The sequence below is a fragment of the Streptomyces spongiicola genome (assembly GCF_003122365.1).
In the GTDB taxonomy this organism is placed as follows: domain Bacteria; phylum Actinomycetota; class Actinomycetes; order Streptomycetales; family Streptomycetaceae; genus Streptomyces; species Streptomyces spongiicola.
In genome coordinates this window covers 1-18,792 of sequence record NZ_CP029254.1, presented here as the reverse complement: position 1 = coordinate 18,792, position 18,792 = coordinate 1, and the positions used below count along the sequence as shown (strand labels likewise).

Sequence of the window (18,792 nt, the reverse complement as noted above, 5' to 3'; positions counted from 1 at the left end):
CTACCGCACCTTCCTGATGTACGCGTCGACGCCGCCGATGCTGTCGATCCAGGCCTCGAGCCGGGCCATCCCCGTGTCGTGGGCGACCGGCGGCGGGGCCAGGTCCCGCCGTGCGGCCGCGGTGTCGTAGGTCGCCGAACGCGTCAGCAGGGCCAGCGTGTACCGGGACAGCGGCGGGGAGGAGTGCTTGGCCAGCGGCGGCAGCTTCCAGAGCGTGTCCGCCGTGGCGGCGAGCGCCCGCAGCGGTCCGAGGGGGACCTGCCGGGTGGGGGGCCTGCCCCCGAACCTTCCGGCGAGGGCGGCGAGCATGCTCCACACCTCCACCGGCTCCCGGTCGGCGACGAAGTACGCCCGGCCGCCGACCCCGTCGGCACGTGCCGCCCGTACGCAGGCGTCGGCGGCGTTCTCGCAGTAGCACAGCGAGGCGTGGACCGGCCTGCCGCCGGAGAGGTCGGGCAGGCTTCCCGTCATCATCTTCGCGATCAGCCGGGGCATGAATCCGGAGTGGTCACGCGGGCCCCACACGGCCCGCGGGCGCAGTGCGACGGTGGTGAACTCCCCGCGGTCGGCGGCCAGGACGAGACGCTCCGCCTCGGCCTTGGTCTGCGAGTAGAGGTTGAGGTGCCGTGCGGGGTAGGGCTCGCTCTCGTCGATGCCGAGCCGGTCACCGCCGCGGACGCCCATCAGCGCGCTGGGGCTGCCGATGAACACGAAGCGCCGTGCCCCGCCCCGCCGGGCCGCCGCCATCAGCCGCTCGGTGCCCCGGACGTTCTCGTCCCGGAACTGGGCCCGGGTGCCCCGGTCGGAGACTCGGGCCGCGCTGTGGTGCACGACGTCGACTCCTTCCGCCGCCCTCCGCAGGGACGCGGTGTCGCGCAGATCTCCGTACGCGAACTCGACACCCGCGACGGTGCGCAGACGGCTGAGGTCGCTCTCCTCGCGGACCAGGACCCGCACCGTGTCGCCCGCGCGCAGGCAGGCGTCGACGATGTGGCTGCCCAGGAACCCGGACGCGCCCGTCACCAGTACCTTCACGAGGCCGCCCCCTTCGGCCGGCCGCCGTGCCGGCGCCACCGGGTCGCACCGAACAGCATCGTCAGCGCGGCCGTCGCCCAGGGCCTCCGCCCGGTGGCCAGTTCCCGCTCCCTGCGCAGGGCGGACGGTATCTGGAGCGCATGGACGACGACGCTCAGGAAGGCGTCGAGCCACCACAGCGCGGTCAGCGCCGGGTGGTCCCAGGGCAGCAGCGGCCAGGCGGCCAGATAGGCCCAGCCGAGCAGCGGGACGGCGCGCAGCGCCCGGTCCGCGGCGGTCGGGCGGCGGCTGCCGGTGAGCCGGTCCTCGGCCCAGCCGGCCAGCAGCTCCCGGCGGATCTTGGCGTTGTGGCGGATGTCCACGGGGAACCCCGGGTGCGGCAGGAAGTCCTCGATCCCCTTGGTCACCGGGTTGCCGGCGCCCAGAGCGCGCAACTCCCGCTCGATCCGCGGCCAGTGCCCCGGACCCGTGTCCGGCCGGAGTTCCACGCACAGCACGGGCCGCTGCCCACCGTGCGGGCCGAAGCCCACCAGCGCCGTGCGTTGGACCTGCGGATGGGAGTTGAAGACCCCTTCGCACCGCACGGTGTGCAGGTCGCCGTGCGCCGTGCGGACGCGGTGGCTCTTGCGTCCGCAGAACCAGATGCGGCCCTCGCCGTCGATCCATCCGACGTCACCGGTGCGGTGCCAGCGGCGCCCGCCGTCCTGGATCTTGTGCGCGGCGTCGGCCCAGGGTGAGCGGAAGTAGCGCGGGCTGACCGCCTCGCCGCTGACCACGATCTCGCCGATCTCGCCTTCGGCGACGGGGAGTCCCGGTGTCCAGGAGGGTATGGGCCCGTCGCCGACCTCGATGGTGCGGACCGTCGCGCCGGGCGCGGGCCGCCCCACGCAGACGCCGAGGGCGGCGGCCGGGCCGTCGGCGGGTCCGGCCAGTGCCTCCCGGCTCTCGACCAGCGCCACCGGCAGCGCCTCGGTCGATCCGTAGGTGCTGAACACCCGGGCGTCGCCCGGCAGTACGGCGCGCAGCGCGCGCATCAGCCCAGGACTCACCGGGGCTCCACCGGAGACGACCAGACGCAGTGACGGCACCCGGGTGCCGGTGTCCGCCAGATGGGCCGAGAGCGGTCCCAGCAGGGCGGGCGAGGCGAACACGGCGTGCACACCGAAGCGCCGGATCGCGTCGGTGAGCAGCCTCGGGTCGGCGGCGCCGACCCGGCCCATGTTCATCCTCGGCACCACCACCGTGCGGCCCGCCGCGAGGTCGAACACACCCATCAGCGGCATGGTGACCAGGGTGCTGGTCATCTCGGCGGTGAAGTGGCCGGCCTCGACGCCGTGCGCCATCCCCCGCAGCATGCCGGCGGTGATCTCGACGGGCTTGGCCGGACCCGTACTGCCGGTGGTGTAGCCGATCAGCGCGACGTCGTCCGGCCCGCACGCGTGCGGAGGCGGCTGGGGCCGGTCCGCGCCGAGTGCGGTCAGCTCCCCGAGCCCGCCTCCCCGGGGCAGCGTGACCACGCTCTTCACTCCGGCGAAGGCACGCGGCCGGAGGCGCCGGAGCAGCTGCGCGGACGGTACGCCGACGAAGGCCTGGACCCCCACCCGGCGGATGCAGTCCAGCATGCGTCCCAGTCCCATGCCGGGGTCCACCACCACGGGAACCGCGCCCGTGTGCAGCAGGGCGAAGACCAGGACGAGCAGGTCGGCGCCGGGGGTCACCAGCAGGGCCGTACGGGTACCGGGGCCGATGCCCCGAGCGCGCAGACCGGCGGAGCACGCGGTGACCCGGGCGGCGAAGTCGCCGTAGCCGACCGACGTGTAGGCGGGTGATCCGGACGGTCCCCGCCCTCCGGAGGGATGGACGACGGCCGTCCTGCCGGGGGTGCGGGCGGCGTGCCGGGCGAGCAGCCCGGGCAGGGACGTGTGCCGGGCCGTCCCGGTGACGGTGGCGGACATCAGCGGGCCGCTTCCTCGGCGCCGCCGCTCAGCCGGTAGAGGGACGTCGCCGAACTCAGGCCCGCCCCGACGGCGAGGAAGAGGATCCGGTCGTGGCCCCGGAGCCGTCCCGAGTCCCGGGCCTGGGTGAAACCGTAGGCGAGTGCCGAGGTGTGCGGGTCGCCCGTGAGCCCTTCGACGGTCACCGCGGCGTCGGATGCCAGGCCCAGGCGCTTGGACAGACGGGAGGCGAAGTCGTGCGACGGCTGAGAGGTGATCAGCAGCGTGCCGTCCAGGACCGTCGGAGCCTGGGCCGCTTCCGCACCGTACTCGGCCGCCAGCGCGCCGCGCACCGAGTCGACCGCGAGATCGAGCATCCGCTCCACCACGCCTCGCTCGCGGTCGACGGCTATGGTGTTCCGGCCGTCGGAGCCGGCCTCGTACAGCGGCAGGTATCCGTTGACGCCGTGGGCTCCCCGCGCCGAGCGGTGGTGCACCCGCCCGAAGCCGCGGTCACCGGGCCCGCGTTCCAGCAGCAGGGCCGCGCCGGTGCTCGCGTACGGGAATTCGGCCGTCCCCGCTCGTGCGGGGTCCGTCGAGGGGTGGGTGTCGGCCGAGACGACCAGCACCCGGCGGGCGCTGCCGGCCGCCAGCAGCGAACCCCCGGCCTGGACGGCGTTGAGCACACCGCAGGCACCGTTCATCAGGTCGAACGAGAACGCGGCACGCCGTTCGGTGGCGTGGAGGTAGTCCGGGTTGATGCCGATGCGCTTCTGGATGAGCGCGGCGATCGAAGGCTCGGAGAGGTTGGAGTCGCGGTAGACGCCGACGTTGATCAGCACGTCGACGTCCGCGGGGGTGAGCCCCGCCCGCCGCAGGCACGCACTGCCGGCGGACGCCGCGTATCCGATCGCGCTGCCGGTCTCGTCGGCCGGGCTGAGCGCCGTCGAGGTGATGACGGTGGCCATGCTCACACCTCCAGGGAGGAGACGGTGGCGGACAGGAACCCGGTCACCACGCCGGAGGCGGCGGGCACCATGAGGATCTTCGAGCCCCTGGGGATGCGGCGCTCCGTGAGCGCCTGGTGCAGGGCCAGGTAGTGGGATGTGGTCGCGGTGTTGGCGAACTCCCCGACCACCGACAGCGACTCGGGCATCGGTGTCCCGAAACCGCTCTCGCCCACCCGGTTCATGAAGTCGATGAAGCGGCTGCCGACCTGGTGCTGGATCACGAAGTCGTACCCCTCGTCGGCGAACCGGCGGCCGTCGCCGGCGAGCCTGTCGCGGTGGAAGGCCGGCCACAGCGAGAGACGGTCCTCGGCGTGCATCTCCTTGTTGTTGGTGTACATGGCCAGATCGCCGGTGTCGTCGCTGGGCATGCCCAGGCACAGATGCGCGTACTCCGAGCAGGTCATCAGCTCGATGTCGTGGATGACGTCGGCGTCGTCGGCGGCGCGGTCGACGAGGACGGCGACGGCGGAGTCGCCGACGGAGAGCGAGGCGAACTGCGGGTCCCGGCTGTCGGCCATCTCGCGCGCGGCGGTGAAGGCGATCGGGGTGATGTGCTCTCCGCTGAGCACCAGACCGCTGCGCACCTCACCGGAGCGGATCATCCGGTCCACGAGGTAGACACCGGTCATCATGCCTGCGCAGGCGTTGGACACATCGAAGTGGATCGCCTCGTGCGCGCCCAGTTCCCCGGCGATGCGCCGGGCGAACGAGGGCTCGAACTGGTGGCGCCGGCCGTCCGTCGTACGGCTGATGGAGCACGAGACCACGATGTCGATCTCGCCGGCGGCGTAGCGCGAGCGGCCGAGGCATGTGCGGGCCGCCGAGAGGGCCATGGTGAGGCAGTCCTCGGGGTTGCCGGCGGTGTCGTCCGCGACCCGGCGCTCGGCCATTCCGGTAATTCTCTGCAGGTCGAACTCAGGCGCTTTCTCCATACGGGCGAGGAGTTCCGGAGTGCTCATGGATGCCGATGGCAGATAGGCCCCGATGGACTCTAAGCGACTGTGGTACACGAACTTCTCCCGGTGGTTTCTCGTTCACCCGGCGCGATGTCGCGGTGAACCATGAACAGGTGTCAGGGAATCCTTGTCCGCGTCATGTTCCGGTTCCGTGAAGCCGTCGCAAAATTCTGGTTTCACCGTCGGCGGGACATGGTCCGCCGACAGAGGATCCCTGACGCCGGTGTGCTGTACATCGACGCTATCGCACCGATACGGGAGGTCTCACGCTGCGGGTCTGTGACGATCGCCACTCGCCGTCGGTGCGGGATCGCTCTGCGTGATGGCGGAAAACCTGCGGCCGCTTATGGCGACAGGATGGCGACACATAGTCGGAACGAAATATTCCGTTGAATGCGGCAACTTCTCATCAGGCTGTTTCCGGACGCAGGAAGAACGGCGTCCAAGCGGGAATTCCCGCTCGCTTTCTCATTCGTCCGGTGGCGCGGGCGCAATGTCACCGTGGGCCGATTGCCCGCCGTCGGCCCACGTGGCTGTCCGGATTTCGACCGGGCCGGACGCCGGCGTTGCGACCTGTTCCGGCCCGGAGGAGGAGGCGCCGGTGGACGGAACGGGCAGTCCCGGCCACCGCGGCGGCCGAGGCGGTCCCCGCACCGGGCGTGTCGCGCCGGTGCCGAGGGCGGCGCCGACCGGCGGCGGGACGGGGAAGACCGGACCCCGGCGGAAGGCCGGGTCGGCGGCGATGGCGCGAGCGCTGCCCCGGTCTTCCCCGCCCCGGTGCGGCCCGCGGGCACCCGGGTCGGGGGTGGCCCGGTCGCGGACCCGGCGGATGACGCCGGGGACGCCGGTCGTGGCGGCTCTGGCGGTCCTGGCGGTTCTGGCGGTTCTGGCGGACTGCGGGCCCGCTCCCGGCTCCGCCGGAGGCCCTGGGAGCGCGTCCTCTGATCGGCCGGCCCCTGGAGGGCGGCTGGGACAGTGCCGGGCCGCCGCCCGGGGGGTGTGGCCGACGCTCGGGCTCGTGGGAGGCACCGTGTCACGGCGTCGGGGACGGGCTTCCGGATCGGACGGGGTGGCACACCGGGCAGGGCGGGCAGGGCCGTTCCGGATAGCGCAGCTTCCCGGCTCCCGGTCCGTCTTCAGGTGTCCCCTGCAGCCAGACGTGTCCGAGCTGTCGCCACTGGTCGAGTTCCGTCTTCCAGCTCACCGGCCGCTCCAGGCCCATGGCGTCGATGAGGCGGCCGCGGTGCACGTCGAACGCCGATTTGACCATTGCCGCGTAGGCGAGCGCGGTCTGGACCGCCCCGCGGTAGGCGATCCATGCCAGCAGCAGCCCGCCGCCACAGCACAGCAGCGCGGCGTACCAGGACACGACGGCTGCCGCGAGCACCCCGCCGCCCCCGGCGAACAGCACGCCCAGACCGCACAGCGTCACCATCAGATCGACGTCGGACGCGGCAACCGCGAGCTGGGCGGCGAAGCGCTGCGGGAGCACCGGGTAGAGCCGGGGCCAGACGAGGACGGCGTCGATCCCGTAGCGGTCGTACGGGTGGGTCTCGGCGGATCGGAGCACGTTGCCGAAGCGGGTCGGCATCACGTCCTCGGCCGCCGAGGGGTAGTACGGGGCCTCGCGCGCGAAGACCCTCGGATCCGTCACCACGGTCCCGTGCCGCCGCCGGTACCGCCCGGCGCGCCGCCGGCGCAGCCGGGCCAGGCCAGGGAGTCCGGGCCAGTAGCCCGCGAGCAGTCGCACCAGTGCCGGAAGACGCGCCGACCACACGGAGCCGATCAGCAGCGAGGCGGTGAAGGCTCCCAACGCCATCGCGGCCCGGGCCTCGGTGCTGCGCTCGTGCCACCATCGCGCGGCCTCCGTCCAGCCCCACCCCGTGACGGCCAGGGCCGTGAGACCACCCCAGAAGAGGAGGTTGGGCAGCCACACCGCGATCAGGAAGCGCCGCCCGAGCTGCCCGCCGAGCTTCTCCAGTGTCCCGGTGAGCATGTCAGGCCCAGTCAAGGGTCAGTGTGTGGCCCTGTGTGCACAGCGTGCGGCCCCGGACGTAGACGAGCACGGTGTTCGACGTGCGGCAGACCGAGCAGGTCAACGTCAATGCCGGCGGCGGCTGGAGGTCGCCGTCGAGTGCCTCCGGGCCCATGGTTCCGGTGTCGGGCAGGTACTCCAGCAGGTGCTCCCGCAGCACGCGCGCGGGCACGTACCCGACGGGACGTCCGGCGTCGACCACCACGAGCCCCGGCATCCCGGCCTCCAGCAGGTCGAGTACGTTCACGTCGGCGAGCACGGCGTCCAGGCCGACGTCCGGAGCGCACGCCACCACGGGGGTCTCCCCGGCCTCGTCCGACGCGGGGATCTCCCCTTCCATGACCTCTCGTACGCGTGCTCCCCAGTCCACCACGGCGATCCCCCTTCCGATCAGCCGCCCAGTCCGACGAGCACGAAGGCGGCCCAGTGGCGCATGTCGTCGTACAGTCGGCGATCGTAGTCCGGCTCCGACTCGTCCAGACTGCCCAGTCTGGCCATCCTCTGCACCCGTTCGGCATCGAGGCGTTCCGAATCCGACAGAGTGTGCGAGCCGTCGGCGTCGGCTGCCAGGGCGTGGGCTGCGGTGTGGTCACGGGCTGCCAGGCACACCTTGGCTTCGGCCAGCTTGATCGCGGCCTCGGCGTGCGGATCGATCGTGGAGCGCTCACGCGCCGTCTGCGCGTAGCGGCGGGCGTCGTGAGCGGTGCTGTCACGCAGGGCGCGTTGCGCCGTCCGAAGCGCTTGCGCCTTCGGCTCCCCGTCGGTGAGCCACGCACCGTAGAAGTGCCGCAGCAGCATGCCGGTGGAGAGCTGGTCCACTTCCCACAGGCTGAGCAGCAAGGCGTCCGCGCCGGCGATGACCAGAGCGCGGGCGAGACCGAGCAACTCGTCCCCCGGGTGCCGGTCCACCACGCCGCTCTCACAGGTCCCCACCGTCACCAGTTCGCAGCGCAGCCGCAGCTCCGCGAGATCGCGTGCGGTCAGCGACCGTTCGCCCAGCGGAATACCGGACCGCATGGGGTCCTGCGGATCGAATCGTCCGTGTCCGGCGATGTGCAGGATGCGAGGCCCGTCCACACTCCGCAGTGCGCCGAGCACCTCCCGGCGGCCCGGCGGCCTTCGGGCGGTGTTCGCCGCGGGCAGTGCGGTGACCCGATGGCCCGCGCCGGTCAGTGTCTCCGTGACGCTCAGGGCCTGCTCGGAGGCGAAGACGAGGTCACCGGAGTGGCCCGAGGTGTCGATCACGAGGGCATCGCCGGTATGGTGCGCGCGCTGCCTGATGTGTTCCAGCACCGTGATGCTGGGGGCGTAGGTGACCGGGTTGCGAATGCCCAGCGGTGTCCCCTGCAGCGGGACGGCGTGGAGCGGTACGCGATGGAGCGCGTCGTGGGGGACCAGGACGATTCGTTCGCCGGGGGGAATCCGGTCCGCAAGCGGTTCCAGCAGCGGGACCGTCAGCTGAAGCCATTCCTCGCGACGGTCTCCCCGGACCGCGCCGTTGCCGGCCCATCGCCGCGTCACGTCCCGGAGCAGCGCGCGGTCGGTGCTGACCGGAACCGCGATGGGCTCGGTATCGTGCGCGGTGAGGACGAACACCACGGCGGTCTTCTCGGCGAGGTGGAACTCCACGAGGTGACACGGGCGGCCCCCGCTGCCGTGGTGCTGCAGTAGTGCGGTCACCTGCTCGAACCAGGCGCCTTCGTCCGCCGTGAAGAGCGCCAGTTCCGGGTCCGGCGAACGCAGCCGACGATCCGTTCCATCGGGCCCTGGGGCCCCGGCCAGACGGCGGATCAGTTCCCGGCCCTTGGCCGCTTCGGCACACATCAGCGCGCGGCGCGTGTCTCCCGCGTCGGCGGACAGCCGGACCAGCCTGTCCAGCACCTCGTCGCCGCGTGACTCGTCGAAGTAGCTCAGTGCTTCCCGCTCGCTCAGCATGCTGCGCATCCCGGACTGGGCCCGCGCCGCCTCCAGGTAGTGCGCGAAGGCGTCGTCCGTCCGTCCGTCCACGAGATGGCAGTCGCCCCATACGAACCGGACGTCGGCGACATCGCGCGGGTTGCCCACCTCCTCGGCCAGCCGCAGCGCCGCCCGCAGGTGTTCCTCGACCGGCTCGCCCGACTGCCTGGCCACGATCGCAAGGTTCACGAGAGCGGTCACGGCACCCTGCTTGTGCTCGACCCCGGTGTACAGCTCCAGGGCGCGGAGGTGCAGGGCGCGCGCATCGGCTGCCCGCCCGCGGGCCTGCAGCAGCGAGGCCGTCGCGGAGAGGTTCTCCGCGACGCCCACCTCGGAACCAAGTGCCGCGTCCATCTCCAGCGCCTTGCGGTAGCACCGCAACGCGTCGGCGGGCCGGTCCTGCTTGTCGTACAGGACACCGAGGTTGTGCCAGATGATCGACTCGTTCTCGGCGTCGGGGATCGACCGGTAGGCGCGGCGGGCGGCACGGTAGTGCCGTTCGGCTCCCTTGAGGTCGTTGAGCAGTACGGCGAGCAGTCCCAGACCTGTCCTGGCATGCCCGGCCAGACCGGTCAGCCGGGCCCGCCGGGCCAGCCGCAGCCCCTCCTCGAGGTCTCCACGCGCATCGCTCAGCCGGCCCAGGTCCTTGCGTACGATGCCGCGCTCCACGTGGAGCGCGGCCAGTACCTCGTCGTCCAGCGAGCCGGACCCGGCCGGTACTCGCGAGAGGGTACGTTCCGCTTCGATGTTGTCGCCCCACTCCCGCTGGAGCGAGGCCAGGTCCACCAGTACGAGCGCCTCGGCCCGCACGGCCCGGGGATGGGATCGCAGTCTGCTCAACGCGGTGTCGAGAGCCGCTCGGGCTTTCGGGTAGTCGTCCCTGGTCTTGTGAAGCCGGGCCAGGCTCCGCCGGATGTCGGTCTCCCGGTCGACACCTGCGCTCTGGAGGTCGCCCTCCCGCAGGGCGGCCCCGAAGCGGTCGATCGCCTCGTCGAGGTCGCCCTCCTCCAACCGGTGCTCTGCCTCCCGCATCTGCTCGGCCCAGCCCATGGGTCCCCCTGTTCCGGCCCGGGTGGGCCCGGCCGCATCCGACTCTCGTCCCAGAGCTTCCCCTGGCTCGGCGGATCAGACACGCCGTGCCGGGGATCGCGCCCGGTGAGGGCGAAGGCCCTCACGGCAGCGCCGCCCTCGCTGTGGAAGGGCCGGTGACGGCCGGCGACATGTCCCCGCCGAACGCGGGGTGTCACCGTCCGCGCAACCGGAGGGGCTATCTCGTGGAGAAGCCGTGTGCCCGTCCAGGTACGGCCGCACCGCGGGATCTTCCCTCCCGGGGATGCCGCGAGGGCCTGCCTGCCGCCCCGCCGCGAGGCAACAGGCAGGCGTCCGACCTCCGTTCAGACATCGTTGTCAAAGTGCCTGTGCGGGCGCGGGGCTATGGGACGGGGCGGGCTGGCCGCGGAACGGGGCGCGTGCGGGGACGCGCGGGTGGCCTACGGCGTGTAGACGGCGTCACTGCCGTACAGCTCCCTGGTGAACGCGGAGACGTCGGCGCTGCGATCGGTGCCGTCGAGGTCGTACGTGAGATAGACGCCGTAGCCCTCGGTGACGGTGCGGCGGGCGAGGTAGGCGGATGTGCTCGGCGAGGTGCGGCCGATCCAGACGGCTGCCGGCGACAACCGCGACTTGGGCAGTGCGACGCGGGGAACCCCCCAGGTGCCGTAGTACGGGTTCGAGGCGTAGTCGAACGCGGAGGAGATGTCGACGCCGTCGTAGGACAGGCGCGAGGCTGCCGGACCGATGTTGTAGAGGCTGATGATCTTGTCCGGCATGTTCGCCCGCAGCGCCGTCACCAGGTGCACGAACGAACTGTCGTTGGGCAGGGCCGTGCCGTTGCGGCCGTACTCGGCGTACTCGTCGTCGAAGTCGATGCCGTCGAGGCCGTACCGGGCCACGGCGTCCGACATCTCCTTCGCGAACGCCGACGCCGCCTGCTGGGAGGTGAAGTTGGCGAACCCCGCGCCCTGGTGGTTGCCGAGTACCGAGAGCACGACCTTGATGCCCTGCTGCTGGAGCGGCCGTATCTCCGTGGCCGCGTTGTCGAGGACGCGCTGCACGTTCTCGTTGAAGTGCAGGTACGCCGACTTCGTGTTCGTGTCGTAGTTGATGTTCGCCGCGAAGATCACGGCGACGTCGAAGGCGTTGCCGCCACCGTCGGCGAGCGTGTACCTGCCGACGTTGAGGAGGCTGTTGCTGTTCACCTCGACGTAGACCACCGAGGTCGGCCCCTGTTCGGCGGGAGCGGTGTCCGCCGCCGCTCCGGTCGTACACAAGGTGAGGGCTGTGACGGCCGAGAGGGCGAGCGCGGCTGTCCGTACTCTGTTCCGTACCTGATCGAACATCGTGGGCTGGTCTCCCGTCGCATGTCTGGCACCCGGGTCGTGCGGAAGCGCCGAAAGGGCTCTCCGAAGCTCCGCTGCCGAATCCGGGCACCGGGAACCGTGCGTGAACTCTTCACCACTTCCCCGTACGCACCGCTGCAACCTCCCTGAGGCCCTTCTCGGCGAAAGGCCATGAGTGTCCCCTCGTGGCGTGGAGTCCGTGATCGCAGGGGAAGTTGGGATTCACGGGGTCCAGGAAGAAGCCGCCGTGTGACGCCGAGATCCGGTCTCCACGAAACCAGGGGATTGACGGCGTCAGCCACGGCACCGCCAACCGGCGTGGGGCCCGCCCGACCGCCGGGCCGGCGGTTCGGGCGCGCGGCGGCCCCGGGCGTCAGTCCCGCGCCTGCTGCGGGGGGAGGGGGCTCCCGGTCGGCCGGGAGCCGGGTGCGCGGCGGCCGCCCGCCAGGCCCGGGGAGCCCGGACCGAAGAAGACCAGGAGCAGGAAGCCCCAGCAGAACAGCGCGGGGGCGAGACCGCCGTTCTGCAACGGGAACAGGCCGTCCTGCTGGTGTTCGGTGAAGTAGGCGAACGCCATGATCCCGGAGCTGAGGAAGGCCGCCCCGCGCGTCCCGGCACCGAGGAGGACCAGCGCGCCGCACACCAGCTCGATCACCCCGGCGTACCAGAACGGCCACTCGCCCACCGGACTGGCCCTGCGGTCCAGCACGCCGAAGAGGGTGGCCGCGCCCTCGCTGGTGAACAGCACCCCGAGGACGATGCGGAACAGGCCCAGGACGATTGGTTGACGGGCCGTCAGCCGATCGCTGAGGCGTGCGGTGTTCATCGGGCGCTCCTCGTGGATGTCGCGGTGTTCCGGGCACGTCGGGCATGCGGGAGCCCGGCGGGGCGTGTCGTCCCCTTCTCCCTACGCACGCGCGGCCCGGCGCGTTCAGACGAGCGACGGGCGCCCCGGGCGCCCGCCCGCGAGGAGCAGTGTGGTCGGACGGGCCGGTCCGCGCGGGCAAGCCGGTGCCGTGGCGGGCGAGCAGGTCCTGGTGCGGATGCCGGTGAGACGCCGATTCCCGTGTGATGCCCGGGCAGGGCCGGTGGCCGCACCCGGTCTTCCCGGGCGCGGCGGCGTCCTCACCGCCGGATCCGCGTGTGGTCGTCGCTGACGCCTTGGGCAGCGTCGTGGATATCGCGCAGCACCTGCCCCATGGACTTGCGGGCGCCGGTTGGTGACGCCTTGGCGGTCGGCGGGGCCGTCGCGGAGGCTCTCGGCGGCTTTGTCCCGTGCCTGTGCAGCCGGTGGGCAGCAGCGCGGCGACCGTGGCGGCACCGGGACCGACTCGGGCTGCGGCCCGGTGCCGGTACCTGCCCGTACGACGGGAGGGTGCGCAGGTCCACCACGCCGCTGCCGAGCCGCTCCAGAGTGCTCGCCCGCGTCCGGTCGTCGGCCGGCGCCCCGGCGACGCACTCCCGCCGGAAGTCGGCGGTGTCCGGGACGTCGGCCGGAAAGTCGATGCAGTACGCGTTGTGCCGTACATGGTCGCCGGCCATCTCCCGGACCGTGCGCAGGACGCACATAGGTGACGCTCGGAATGCCGCTGTCCTTCTTGGCGATCTTCACCCACACTCCGGCCGCGCTTTCGTGGTTCTCCTCCAGCCAGTGCTCCCACTGGGCCTGATCCTCGAAAGGGCTGGTTGATTCGCTCATGCGTGAATCCAATCAGAAGGCGGTGGGCTGCGGACTTTCTTCGCGGGGCCGGGGTGTCCGCACCCGGACCGGGACGTCCCGCTCCGGCCCGTGCACGGTGCGGCCCTGGATCGCGACCGCGAGGAACCCGCCGTCGGGCGCCGCCCACTGCCGGAACGTGTACCGGGCGTGCTCGTGCCCCGCGCCGAGCGAACGCAGCCGTGGCCGGCCGGTCCCCACGTCGAACTCGCAGGCCGGCATGGGGAATCGCAGCCCGCTCCCGATCGCCTTCAGGTACGCCTCCTTCACCGTCCAGTAGCGCAGGAACAGTTCCTGGCGCCGCCCGGCGGGGGCCGCGTCCAGCTCCCGCCGCTCGCGCGGCGACAGCACCGCCCGGGCCAGCCGGGGCAGCGGCAGCGCGCGGCCGGAGCGCTCCACGTCCACCCCGCACCGCAGCTCCCGGGTGACCACGCAGGCCACCGTCCCGTCCGTGTGCGAGAGGTTGAACCGCAGCGAACGGCACCAGTCGGGGGCGTGCACCTCGGGGCGGCCGAGACCCGAGCGCAGGAATCGCCACTCGTGGGGACCGACCCGGGGTTCGACCTCGCTGAGAGCGTGGCGCACCAGCCCCCAGGCCGCGGTGAACAGGGACCGGTCCGATGGGCGGCGTAACGTTTCTCTGCGCCGCAACTCGGCCTCGTCCAGGGCCCACTCGACGTCCGCCGCACGAAGGACGTCCCCGGCCCCGGCCGTTTCGGCCACCGTCCGGCACCACACGTGCGCCACCCGCCGGCTTCCTCGCATCGCCGAGCACCCCCCTTCGCCGGCAGGGCTGTTGCAAGGTCGGATTTCAGGCACGAATGTGCAGGTCACAGGGGATACCGAGGAGGTCAAGTGGAGTGGTGTGTGGCGCGAGGGCGAGCTGTCGACGCGCGTCTGCGATCGAACTGCCTATCCTGCGCGGGAAGTTCATGGCGACCGACCTCAACGTGGCCATGTTCTGCGGTCCGTGGCCGGTACGAATACGGGAGGCATCCTCGCCGAAGGTCGCATCCTGCACATAATGGATCTTGTTCTCGATGCCCCACTCGGCCTGCACGATCTCCCCGATGCGCTGCGGGTCGGCCTGGCCGGAGGGCAGGTCGGTGATCACGTACACCGTCTCCCGGCTGCGCTTCCCGGTCGCCTGCACGGTGCGGTACCGGGTGATGCGGGCGACCTGACGCGCGCAGGGGAAGTCCAGGCCGTCGAAGCTCACCACCTCCACCACCCGCGTATCGATGCGGCCGTGAGCACGTACGGTGGAGCGGAAGGCGGCCCGCACGCCCTGCCAGGGAACCTTCCGGCACGCCTTCCACAGCTCGGGCTGGTTGCGCTTGACGGGGAAGGCGTAGTGCGCGCCGAACTCCTCCACCAGGACCCTGGCGTGCTCGCGCTGGGTATGCAGCGCGTCCGCGACCACTACCGCGTCCTCCAGCTCCAGCGCGGCCAGCAGCGCGGCGAAGCCGGTGATCTCGCTGCCCTTGTCCGCCACCTTCTGCTGTGCGATCAGCGTGCCGTCCTGCAGCATCGCCCCCAGCACCATCACTGCCTGCCCGGCCGCGTCCCGCGAGCCCCGCAGGCACTTGCCGTCCACGGCCACCACCCGCGCCTTGTCCTGGAAGGCCCGCAGCAGTCCCTCCAGCCCGCCCGGCATGACCGCGTTGACCACGCGGCGGATCGTGTCCGAGCTCGGTGTCTTCACCAGGCCGAAGGCGCCGCGGCGGCGCAGCCCCAGCCGTTCCAGCGTGGCACTGGGCGCCACCGCCGCCCACTGCCCCATCGCCCGGAAGGAGTCGAAACGACAGGCCGGCGCACACAGCGCGACAAGCAGCACCGCACCGAGCGGGTACTGACACCCGCGCGGATCACGCGGGTCACGCAGGTTGTTGACCAGCGCGAACACCCCGGCATCGGGTGACACGCCCCCAGCGCACCCCGGACACCGGCAGGACATGGCAGACTCAGGAAGCACCGAAGCTCCGTTGCTCATCGAGGACTTGAGACGTCATCGATCACAACGGAGCTTCGTCCGTCTCGGACACGGCCCGCTGACCAGCACGAACACAAGATCAACTAACCTTGCAACAGCCCTGGGTGGTTGGTGGAGTACCGGTAGTTCTTCGACCGCTCGGCGATGGTGTGATCCCGGGTGGGGACCAGGGTGCCGTCCACGATGAGCACGGTGTCCTTGGCGAACCGCTTGCGGGGCTGGAGGGCGAGCATCGGCCCGAGATGGTCGATGATGCGGTCCGCCGCCGACTTGGACACCCCGAACAGCGGGGCGAGCTGCTGCATGGTCAGGTTCGTGCGCCAGTACGCCGCGACCAGCAGTGCCCGGTCCTCCAGCGGAAGGCTCCACGGCCGGCCCTTGCAACAGCCTGTCCGCACCCTCACGACGCAGAACCGTCACCAGCTTCCCGAACTGCCTCGGGCTCAGCCCGGTGAACGGGGCTATCCAGGACGGCTCCGACGCCGTGATCACACCAGCCACACCAAGATCATCTCACCTGTGACCAGCAGTTACGGGACAGCCCTTACGGAACCGAGCATTCCCCGGTTCCGTAGCTCCCATTAGGCGTAGTCGCCGTGGATGCTCAAGTTAACCTCAGAATTCTTGATCACCTGTTGCCGTGCTGGTGGTGACGGTGTGAAGGTTCTGTCACGGCCGTGGGAGACCAACCGCGGCCTACGCGGGGGGCGTCGGGGGATTCTGCCGTGCGTGGAGGAGCTTTGTGCTCCTCGTCCTTGCGTTTCACTGCTTGCTTGAATGCATTGGGTGAACCGCCCCGGGTGAAGTGGAATGCGTAATACCACCCGACGAGGATTTGTCGGGATTCTTGCCGCGGCGATGGGGGCCATGACTCTGGCGGGGCTGCCTGGCCAGGCCGTGGCTGCGGAGAGCCAGATCCCCTCTACGCCGGAGGCGTACGTCGCGTGGCTCGAGGCCAAGTCGGAGCCTGGTGCGGCTGAGACGATCGCGCAGTTCAAGGAGCTGCCTGCGGAGAAGCAGAAGAAGTTCATCGGCTACCTGAACGCGCCGGATCACTTTGAGGCGTTCATGGATGCGGTGGAGAGTCCTGCCGCCAAGCGGAGTGTGCTTGCCGACGGCGACATCGTCATCGACAGGGAAGAGGAGGGTGGGGTGGTGTCCGCGCGGGGGACTGCGGGCGACAAGAGCGTCTGGCACAGCGTTTCCGACACGATCTTCGGGGTCAAGGTCACGACGGTGAAGCTCGGTGTCAACTACCGCACTACCGCCACGAGGACCACGAAGGTCTACGGAGGGTGGGCAAGCCACACGAACTGGGTGCCGGCTCTGAAGTTCGAGCACAGCCCGATCAGGAACTGGATCTCCGCCGACCCGGGCAACAATGCGCATTCGGAGACGGTTTGGAAGGGCGAGTTCGCGGTGTACGGCGTCTGGTCCTGCCGTCACCGCGTCTGGGCCGACCAGGACGGCTTCAAGGGCGGATACCTCAAGCGCGTGTGACCCGCTCCGACATGACGTGGGGCGTGCCTGCCTGATCGCCTGCCCCCGCCGCCGGCTGATGCAGGCAACTCCGGCGGCCGTGGTCCCTCTGCCTTCTCACGCATGGCATGAGTGCCAGCGCGGGAATGGTGAGGGCCACGGCCGCCGAAGTGCGCACTGGTGTGCGCGACGCGCCGGTCCCGCGGGTGAGCGGGGAGGTGGCGCGCTGGCAGGAGCTTCCCTCATCCCCGATCGCCGTGTATCGTTTCTCGATAACATCGAAAAACGATACACGGAGGTCGTGATGGCTGAGGACCGCAAGCTCCTCGAACCCTTCTCCAAAACGGTCTCAGGCCTTCTGCGGCTGCTTGTCGGCCTGCTTCTTATCGCCCTCGCCTTCAGCCTGTTCAACCAGGGCGTCCCGTTCTGGAGTGCCGCGGAGAACTGCGTCACCGCCCACTGGACGGCAGGCAGTTCGAGTGCCACTGAAGCCCTCTTCGGCACCCGTCCGGGAGCCCATGTCTCCGCGATCCCCGAGTACTGCGTCGAGAACCCCAGCGGCTACCAGCGGTTCCTTGGACTCTGCACCGACGTCCCGTCGCTGATTCTCCTGATCTGCGGGCTCCTGGTACTCAACCGGCTCCTGCAATCGGCCGCGCAAGACGGCGTCTACACCGAGCAGACCGCCGCCAGGCTGCGGCTCCTGGGGTGGCTGCTGCTGGTCGGCAGCCTGGTCGCCGAGGTCGCCCAGGCGGTAGCCCAGGCGGCTCTGCTGGCGACACTTGCCAAGGACGTCGCGTTCTCCCCCGACACGGTGGTGAACACCATGACAGCCCCCTATCTGGCGATGCTGACGGGTCTCGGGCTGCTGACCTTCGCGCGGATCATGAACGTCGGCGCAGCCATGCGTGAGGACCTCGAAGGGACTGTCTGATGCCGGCAGAGGCGAACGAGAACCGCGCCATCCATGTGCATCTCGACCGTCTCCTCGCAGAGCGAGGTATGACGCTCACAGAACTCGCGGCCGCGGTCGGTGTCACCAACGTCAACCTGTCGATCCTCAAGAACGGCCGCGCAAAAGCGATTCGCTTCACCACCCTCACCAGCATCTGCCACGCGCTGGACTGCCAGCCGGGAGACCTTCTCAGCTACCGCGAAGCCGACGACAGCAGCTTCGAATCAGCATGAAGAACCCCAACCTATCCATGTACCAATAAGGAGTCACCGATGATCGCAATGATGGACACCTGGATGAAGATCATGGCAGTGGCCGTCACCGTAGCTGCGATCGCCCTCGCGGTTGCCGCGACCAAGTGGCTCAAGCGACGCTGACGCGGCCCGATCGTCGAGCGGTCGAAGAACTATCGGTACTCCACCTACCGCCGGGTCGTCATCGACGCTGACACCCGTCTGGTCGTTGTGGTGGGCCGGCCGCTTGCGGGGAACCGCAACGACTGTAGGGCGTGGGAGGAGTTTGGGGCCAAGGCTGCCGTCGGCAAGATCCTCACGATCGCCGACGGCGGTTACCTGGGCACCGGACTTGTCATCCTGCACCGCCGGCAGCGTGGCCAGACCGAGCTCCCGGACTGGAAGGAGGGACACAACAAGTCCCATACGCAGGTCCGAGCCCGTGTCGAGTAGGTCCTCGCCCGCTTGAAGGCCTGGGAGATCTTTCGCGACTGCCGCCTCGAGGGCGTCCACGACGCCGTGCTCGGTATCGGCACGACCTTGCCCTCGCCGGATAGATCAGTGGGCCACACGAGCACCGAGTATGTCTGAGGCGACTCGTAGATTGTTTACGGGACAACCCTTAGGGAGCTGGGGCAGGGTGGGCCAGTTCTTATCTGCTATTCGTTTTGATGCACTCTTGCTGTGGCGTGTAGGTGTGGATTCTCGGTATGAGGCTTTTGATGGTCCGTCATCGCCGCCCTCGACAGGGGCGCGCGGGAGTGGGGGTTGGCCGGCCTGGCGGCGTGGTGTTCCGTCATGGCCCGCATGAAGTAGAGGTATGACGGCTTTTCACAGCGAAGCGTTATGTTTGCCCGCGCGGAGCGCGGGCGTGGTGTTTTGGGCAGTGCGGAGTGCTGCGCTTCGCTTACATGGTGTGGAGCGCTACGGGTTGTTGGCGAGCGGAGCGAGCCATCTTCGGTTCGGCGGGGAGCGGAGCGAGCCGCGCCCGCTTCCGCGGAGCGGAAGCGGGCGGCCCCGCGGAGCGGGGCCGGCCGCTTGTGTATCGCGCAGCGATACAGCACCCGCTCCGCGGGGAGACGGTCCGCTC

General features: G+C 70.5%; 15 protein-coding genes and 2 pseudogenes. 4 read left to right on the top strand and 13 right to left on the bottom strand.

Features of this window, described 5'->3' with window-relative positions:
• The 13 genes and pseudogenes from DDQ41_RS00080 to DDQ41_RS00020 form a co-directional block, all read right to left on the bottom strand.
• Positions 1 to 1,035: an NAD-dependent epimerase/dehydratase family protein gene (locus DDQ41_RS00080; RefSeq protein WP_245991402.1), complete on the bottom strand. Its 1,035-nt coding sequence runs from the start codon at positions 1,033 to 1,035 to the stop codon at positions 1 to 3.
• A complete protein-coding gene (locus tag DDQ41_RS00075) occupies positions 1,032 to 2,990 on the bottom strand; it encodes a fatty acid CoA ligase family protein (protein WP_109292587.1) in 1,959 nt (652 codons plus the stop codon). The genes DDQ41_RS00080 and DDQ41_RS00075 overlap by 4 nt, the downstream gene beginning before the upstream one ends.
• Entirely contained in the window at positions 2,990 to 3,937 is a 948-nt protein-coding gene (locus DDQ41_RS00070; protein ID WP_262508303.1) for a 3-oxoacyl-[acyl-carrier-protein] synthase III C-terminal domain-containing protein, read from the bottom strand. The genes DDQ41_RS00075 and DDQ41_RS00070 overlap by 1 nt, the downstream gene beginning before the upstream one ends.
• Before the next feature lie 2 nt (positions 3,938 to 3,939).
• Positions 3,940 to 4,938 carry a 3-oxoacyl-ACP synthase III family protein gene (locus DDQ41_RS00065; protein WP_262508302.1) on the bottom strand — a complete coding sequence of 333 codons (999 nt, stop codon included), beginning with the start codon at positions 4,936 to 4,938 and terminating at the stop codon, positions 3,940 to 3,942.
• Between the two features lie 1,030 nt (positions 4,939 to 5,968).
• Complete coding sequence (locus DDQ41_RS00060; protein ID WP_162602604.1) at positions 5,969 to 6,946, bottom strand: hypothetical protein; 978 nt, start codon at positions 6,944 to 6,946, stop codon at positions 5,969 to 5,971.
• Positions 6,933 to 7,343: a hypothetical protein gene (locus DDQ41_RS00055; RefSeq protein ID WP_162602603.1), complete on the bottom strand. Its 411-nt coding sequence runs from the start codon at positions 7,341 to 7,343 to the stop codon at positions 6,933 to 6,935. The genes DDQ41_RS00060 and DDQ41_RS00055 overlap by 14 nt, the downstream gene beginning before the upstream one ends.
• Positions 7,344 to 7,360: 17 nt before the next feature.
• Complete coding sequence (locus tag DDQ41_RS00050; protein ID WP_109292582.1) at positions 7,361 to 9,976, bottom strand: CHAT domain-containing protein; 2,616 nt, start codon at positions 9,974 to 9,976, stop codon at positions 7,361 to 7,363.
• Positions 9,977 to 10,416: 440 nt separating this feature from the next.
• On the bottom strand, positions 10,417 to 11,325 hold the full coding sequence (locus DDQ41_RS00045; protein ID WP_109292581.1) for an endo-beta-N-acetylglucosaminidase H: 909 nt from the start codon (positions 11,323 to 11,325) through the stop codon (positions 10,417 to 10,419).
• Positions 11,326 to 11,698: 373 nt separating this feature from the next.
• Complete coding sequence (locus DDQ41_RS00040; protein WP_109292580.1) at positions 11,699 to 12,151, bottom strand: DoxX family protein; 453 nt, start codon at positions 12,149 to 12,151, stop codon at positions 11,699 to 11,701.
• A gap of 299 nt (positions 12,152 to 12,450) precedes the next feature.
• Entirely contained in the window at positions 12,451 to 12,867 is a 417-nt protein-coding gene (locus DDQ41_RS32835; RefSeq protein WP_162602602.1) for a hypothetical protein, read from the bottom strand.
• 169 nt (positions 12,868 to 13,036) lie between these two features.
• Entirely contained in the window at positions 13,037 to 13,789 is a 753-nt protein-coding gene (locus DDQ41_RS00030; RefSeq protein ID WP_162602601.1) for a 4'-phosphopantetheinyl transferase family protein, read from the bottom strand.
• 64 nt (positions 13,790 to 13,853) lie between these two features.
• Complete coding sequence (locus tag DDQ41_RS00025; RefSeq protein ID WP_262508301.1) at positions 13,854 to 14,966, bottom strand: ISAs1 family transposase; 1,113 nt, start codon at positions 14,964 to 14,966, stop codon at positions 13,854 to 13,856.
• A 173-nt stretch (positions 14,967 to 15,139) separates the two neighbouring features.
• Positions 15,140 to 15,536 (bottom strand): annotated as a pseudogene (locus DDQ41_RS00020) (helix-turn-helix domain-containing protein); the annotation flags it as partial.
• A gap of 309 nt (positions 15,537 to 15,845) precedes the next feature.
• Here DDQ41_RS00020 and DDQ41_RS31140 point away from each other — a divergent pair.
• The 4 genes and pseudogenes from DDQ41_RS31140 to DDQ41_RS00005 form a co-directional block, all read left to right on the top strand.
• Positions 15,846 to 16,535, top strand: a complete 690-nt coding sequence (locus tag DDQ41_RS31140; protein WP_162602600.1) for a hypothetical protein — start codon at positions 15,846 to 15,848, stop codon at positions 16,533 to 16,535.
• 283 nt (positions 16,536 to 16,818) lie between these two features.
• The gene (locus DDQ41_RS31135) at positions 16,819 to 17,448 is read left to right on the top strand and encodes a DUF2975 domain-containing protein (RefSeq protein ID WP_162602599.1); all 630 of its coding nucleotides are present in this window, start codon (positions 16,819 to 16,821) and stop codon (positions 17,446 to 17,448) included.
• Positions 17,448 to 17,702 (top strand): helix-turn-helix domain-containing protein, encoded by a 255-nt coding sequence (locus DDQ41_RS00010; protein ID WP_109292576.1) that lies wholly within the window; start codon positions 17,448 to 17,450, stop codon positions 17,700 to 17,702. The genes DDQ41_RS31135 and DDQ41_RS00010 overlap by 1 nt, the downstream gene beginning before the upstream one ends.
• Positions 17,703 to 17,855: 153 nt before the next feature.
• Positions 17,856 to 18,293, top strand: a pseudogene (locus DDQ41_RS00005) (transposase); the annotation flags it as partial.
• Positions 18,294 to 18,792: the final 499 nt, after the last annotated feature.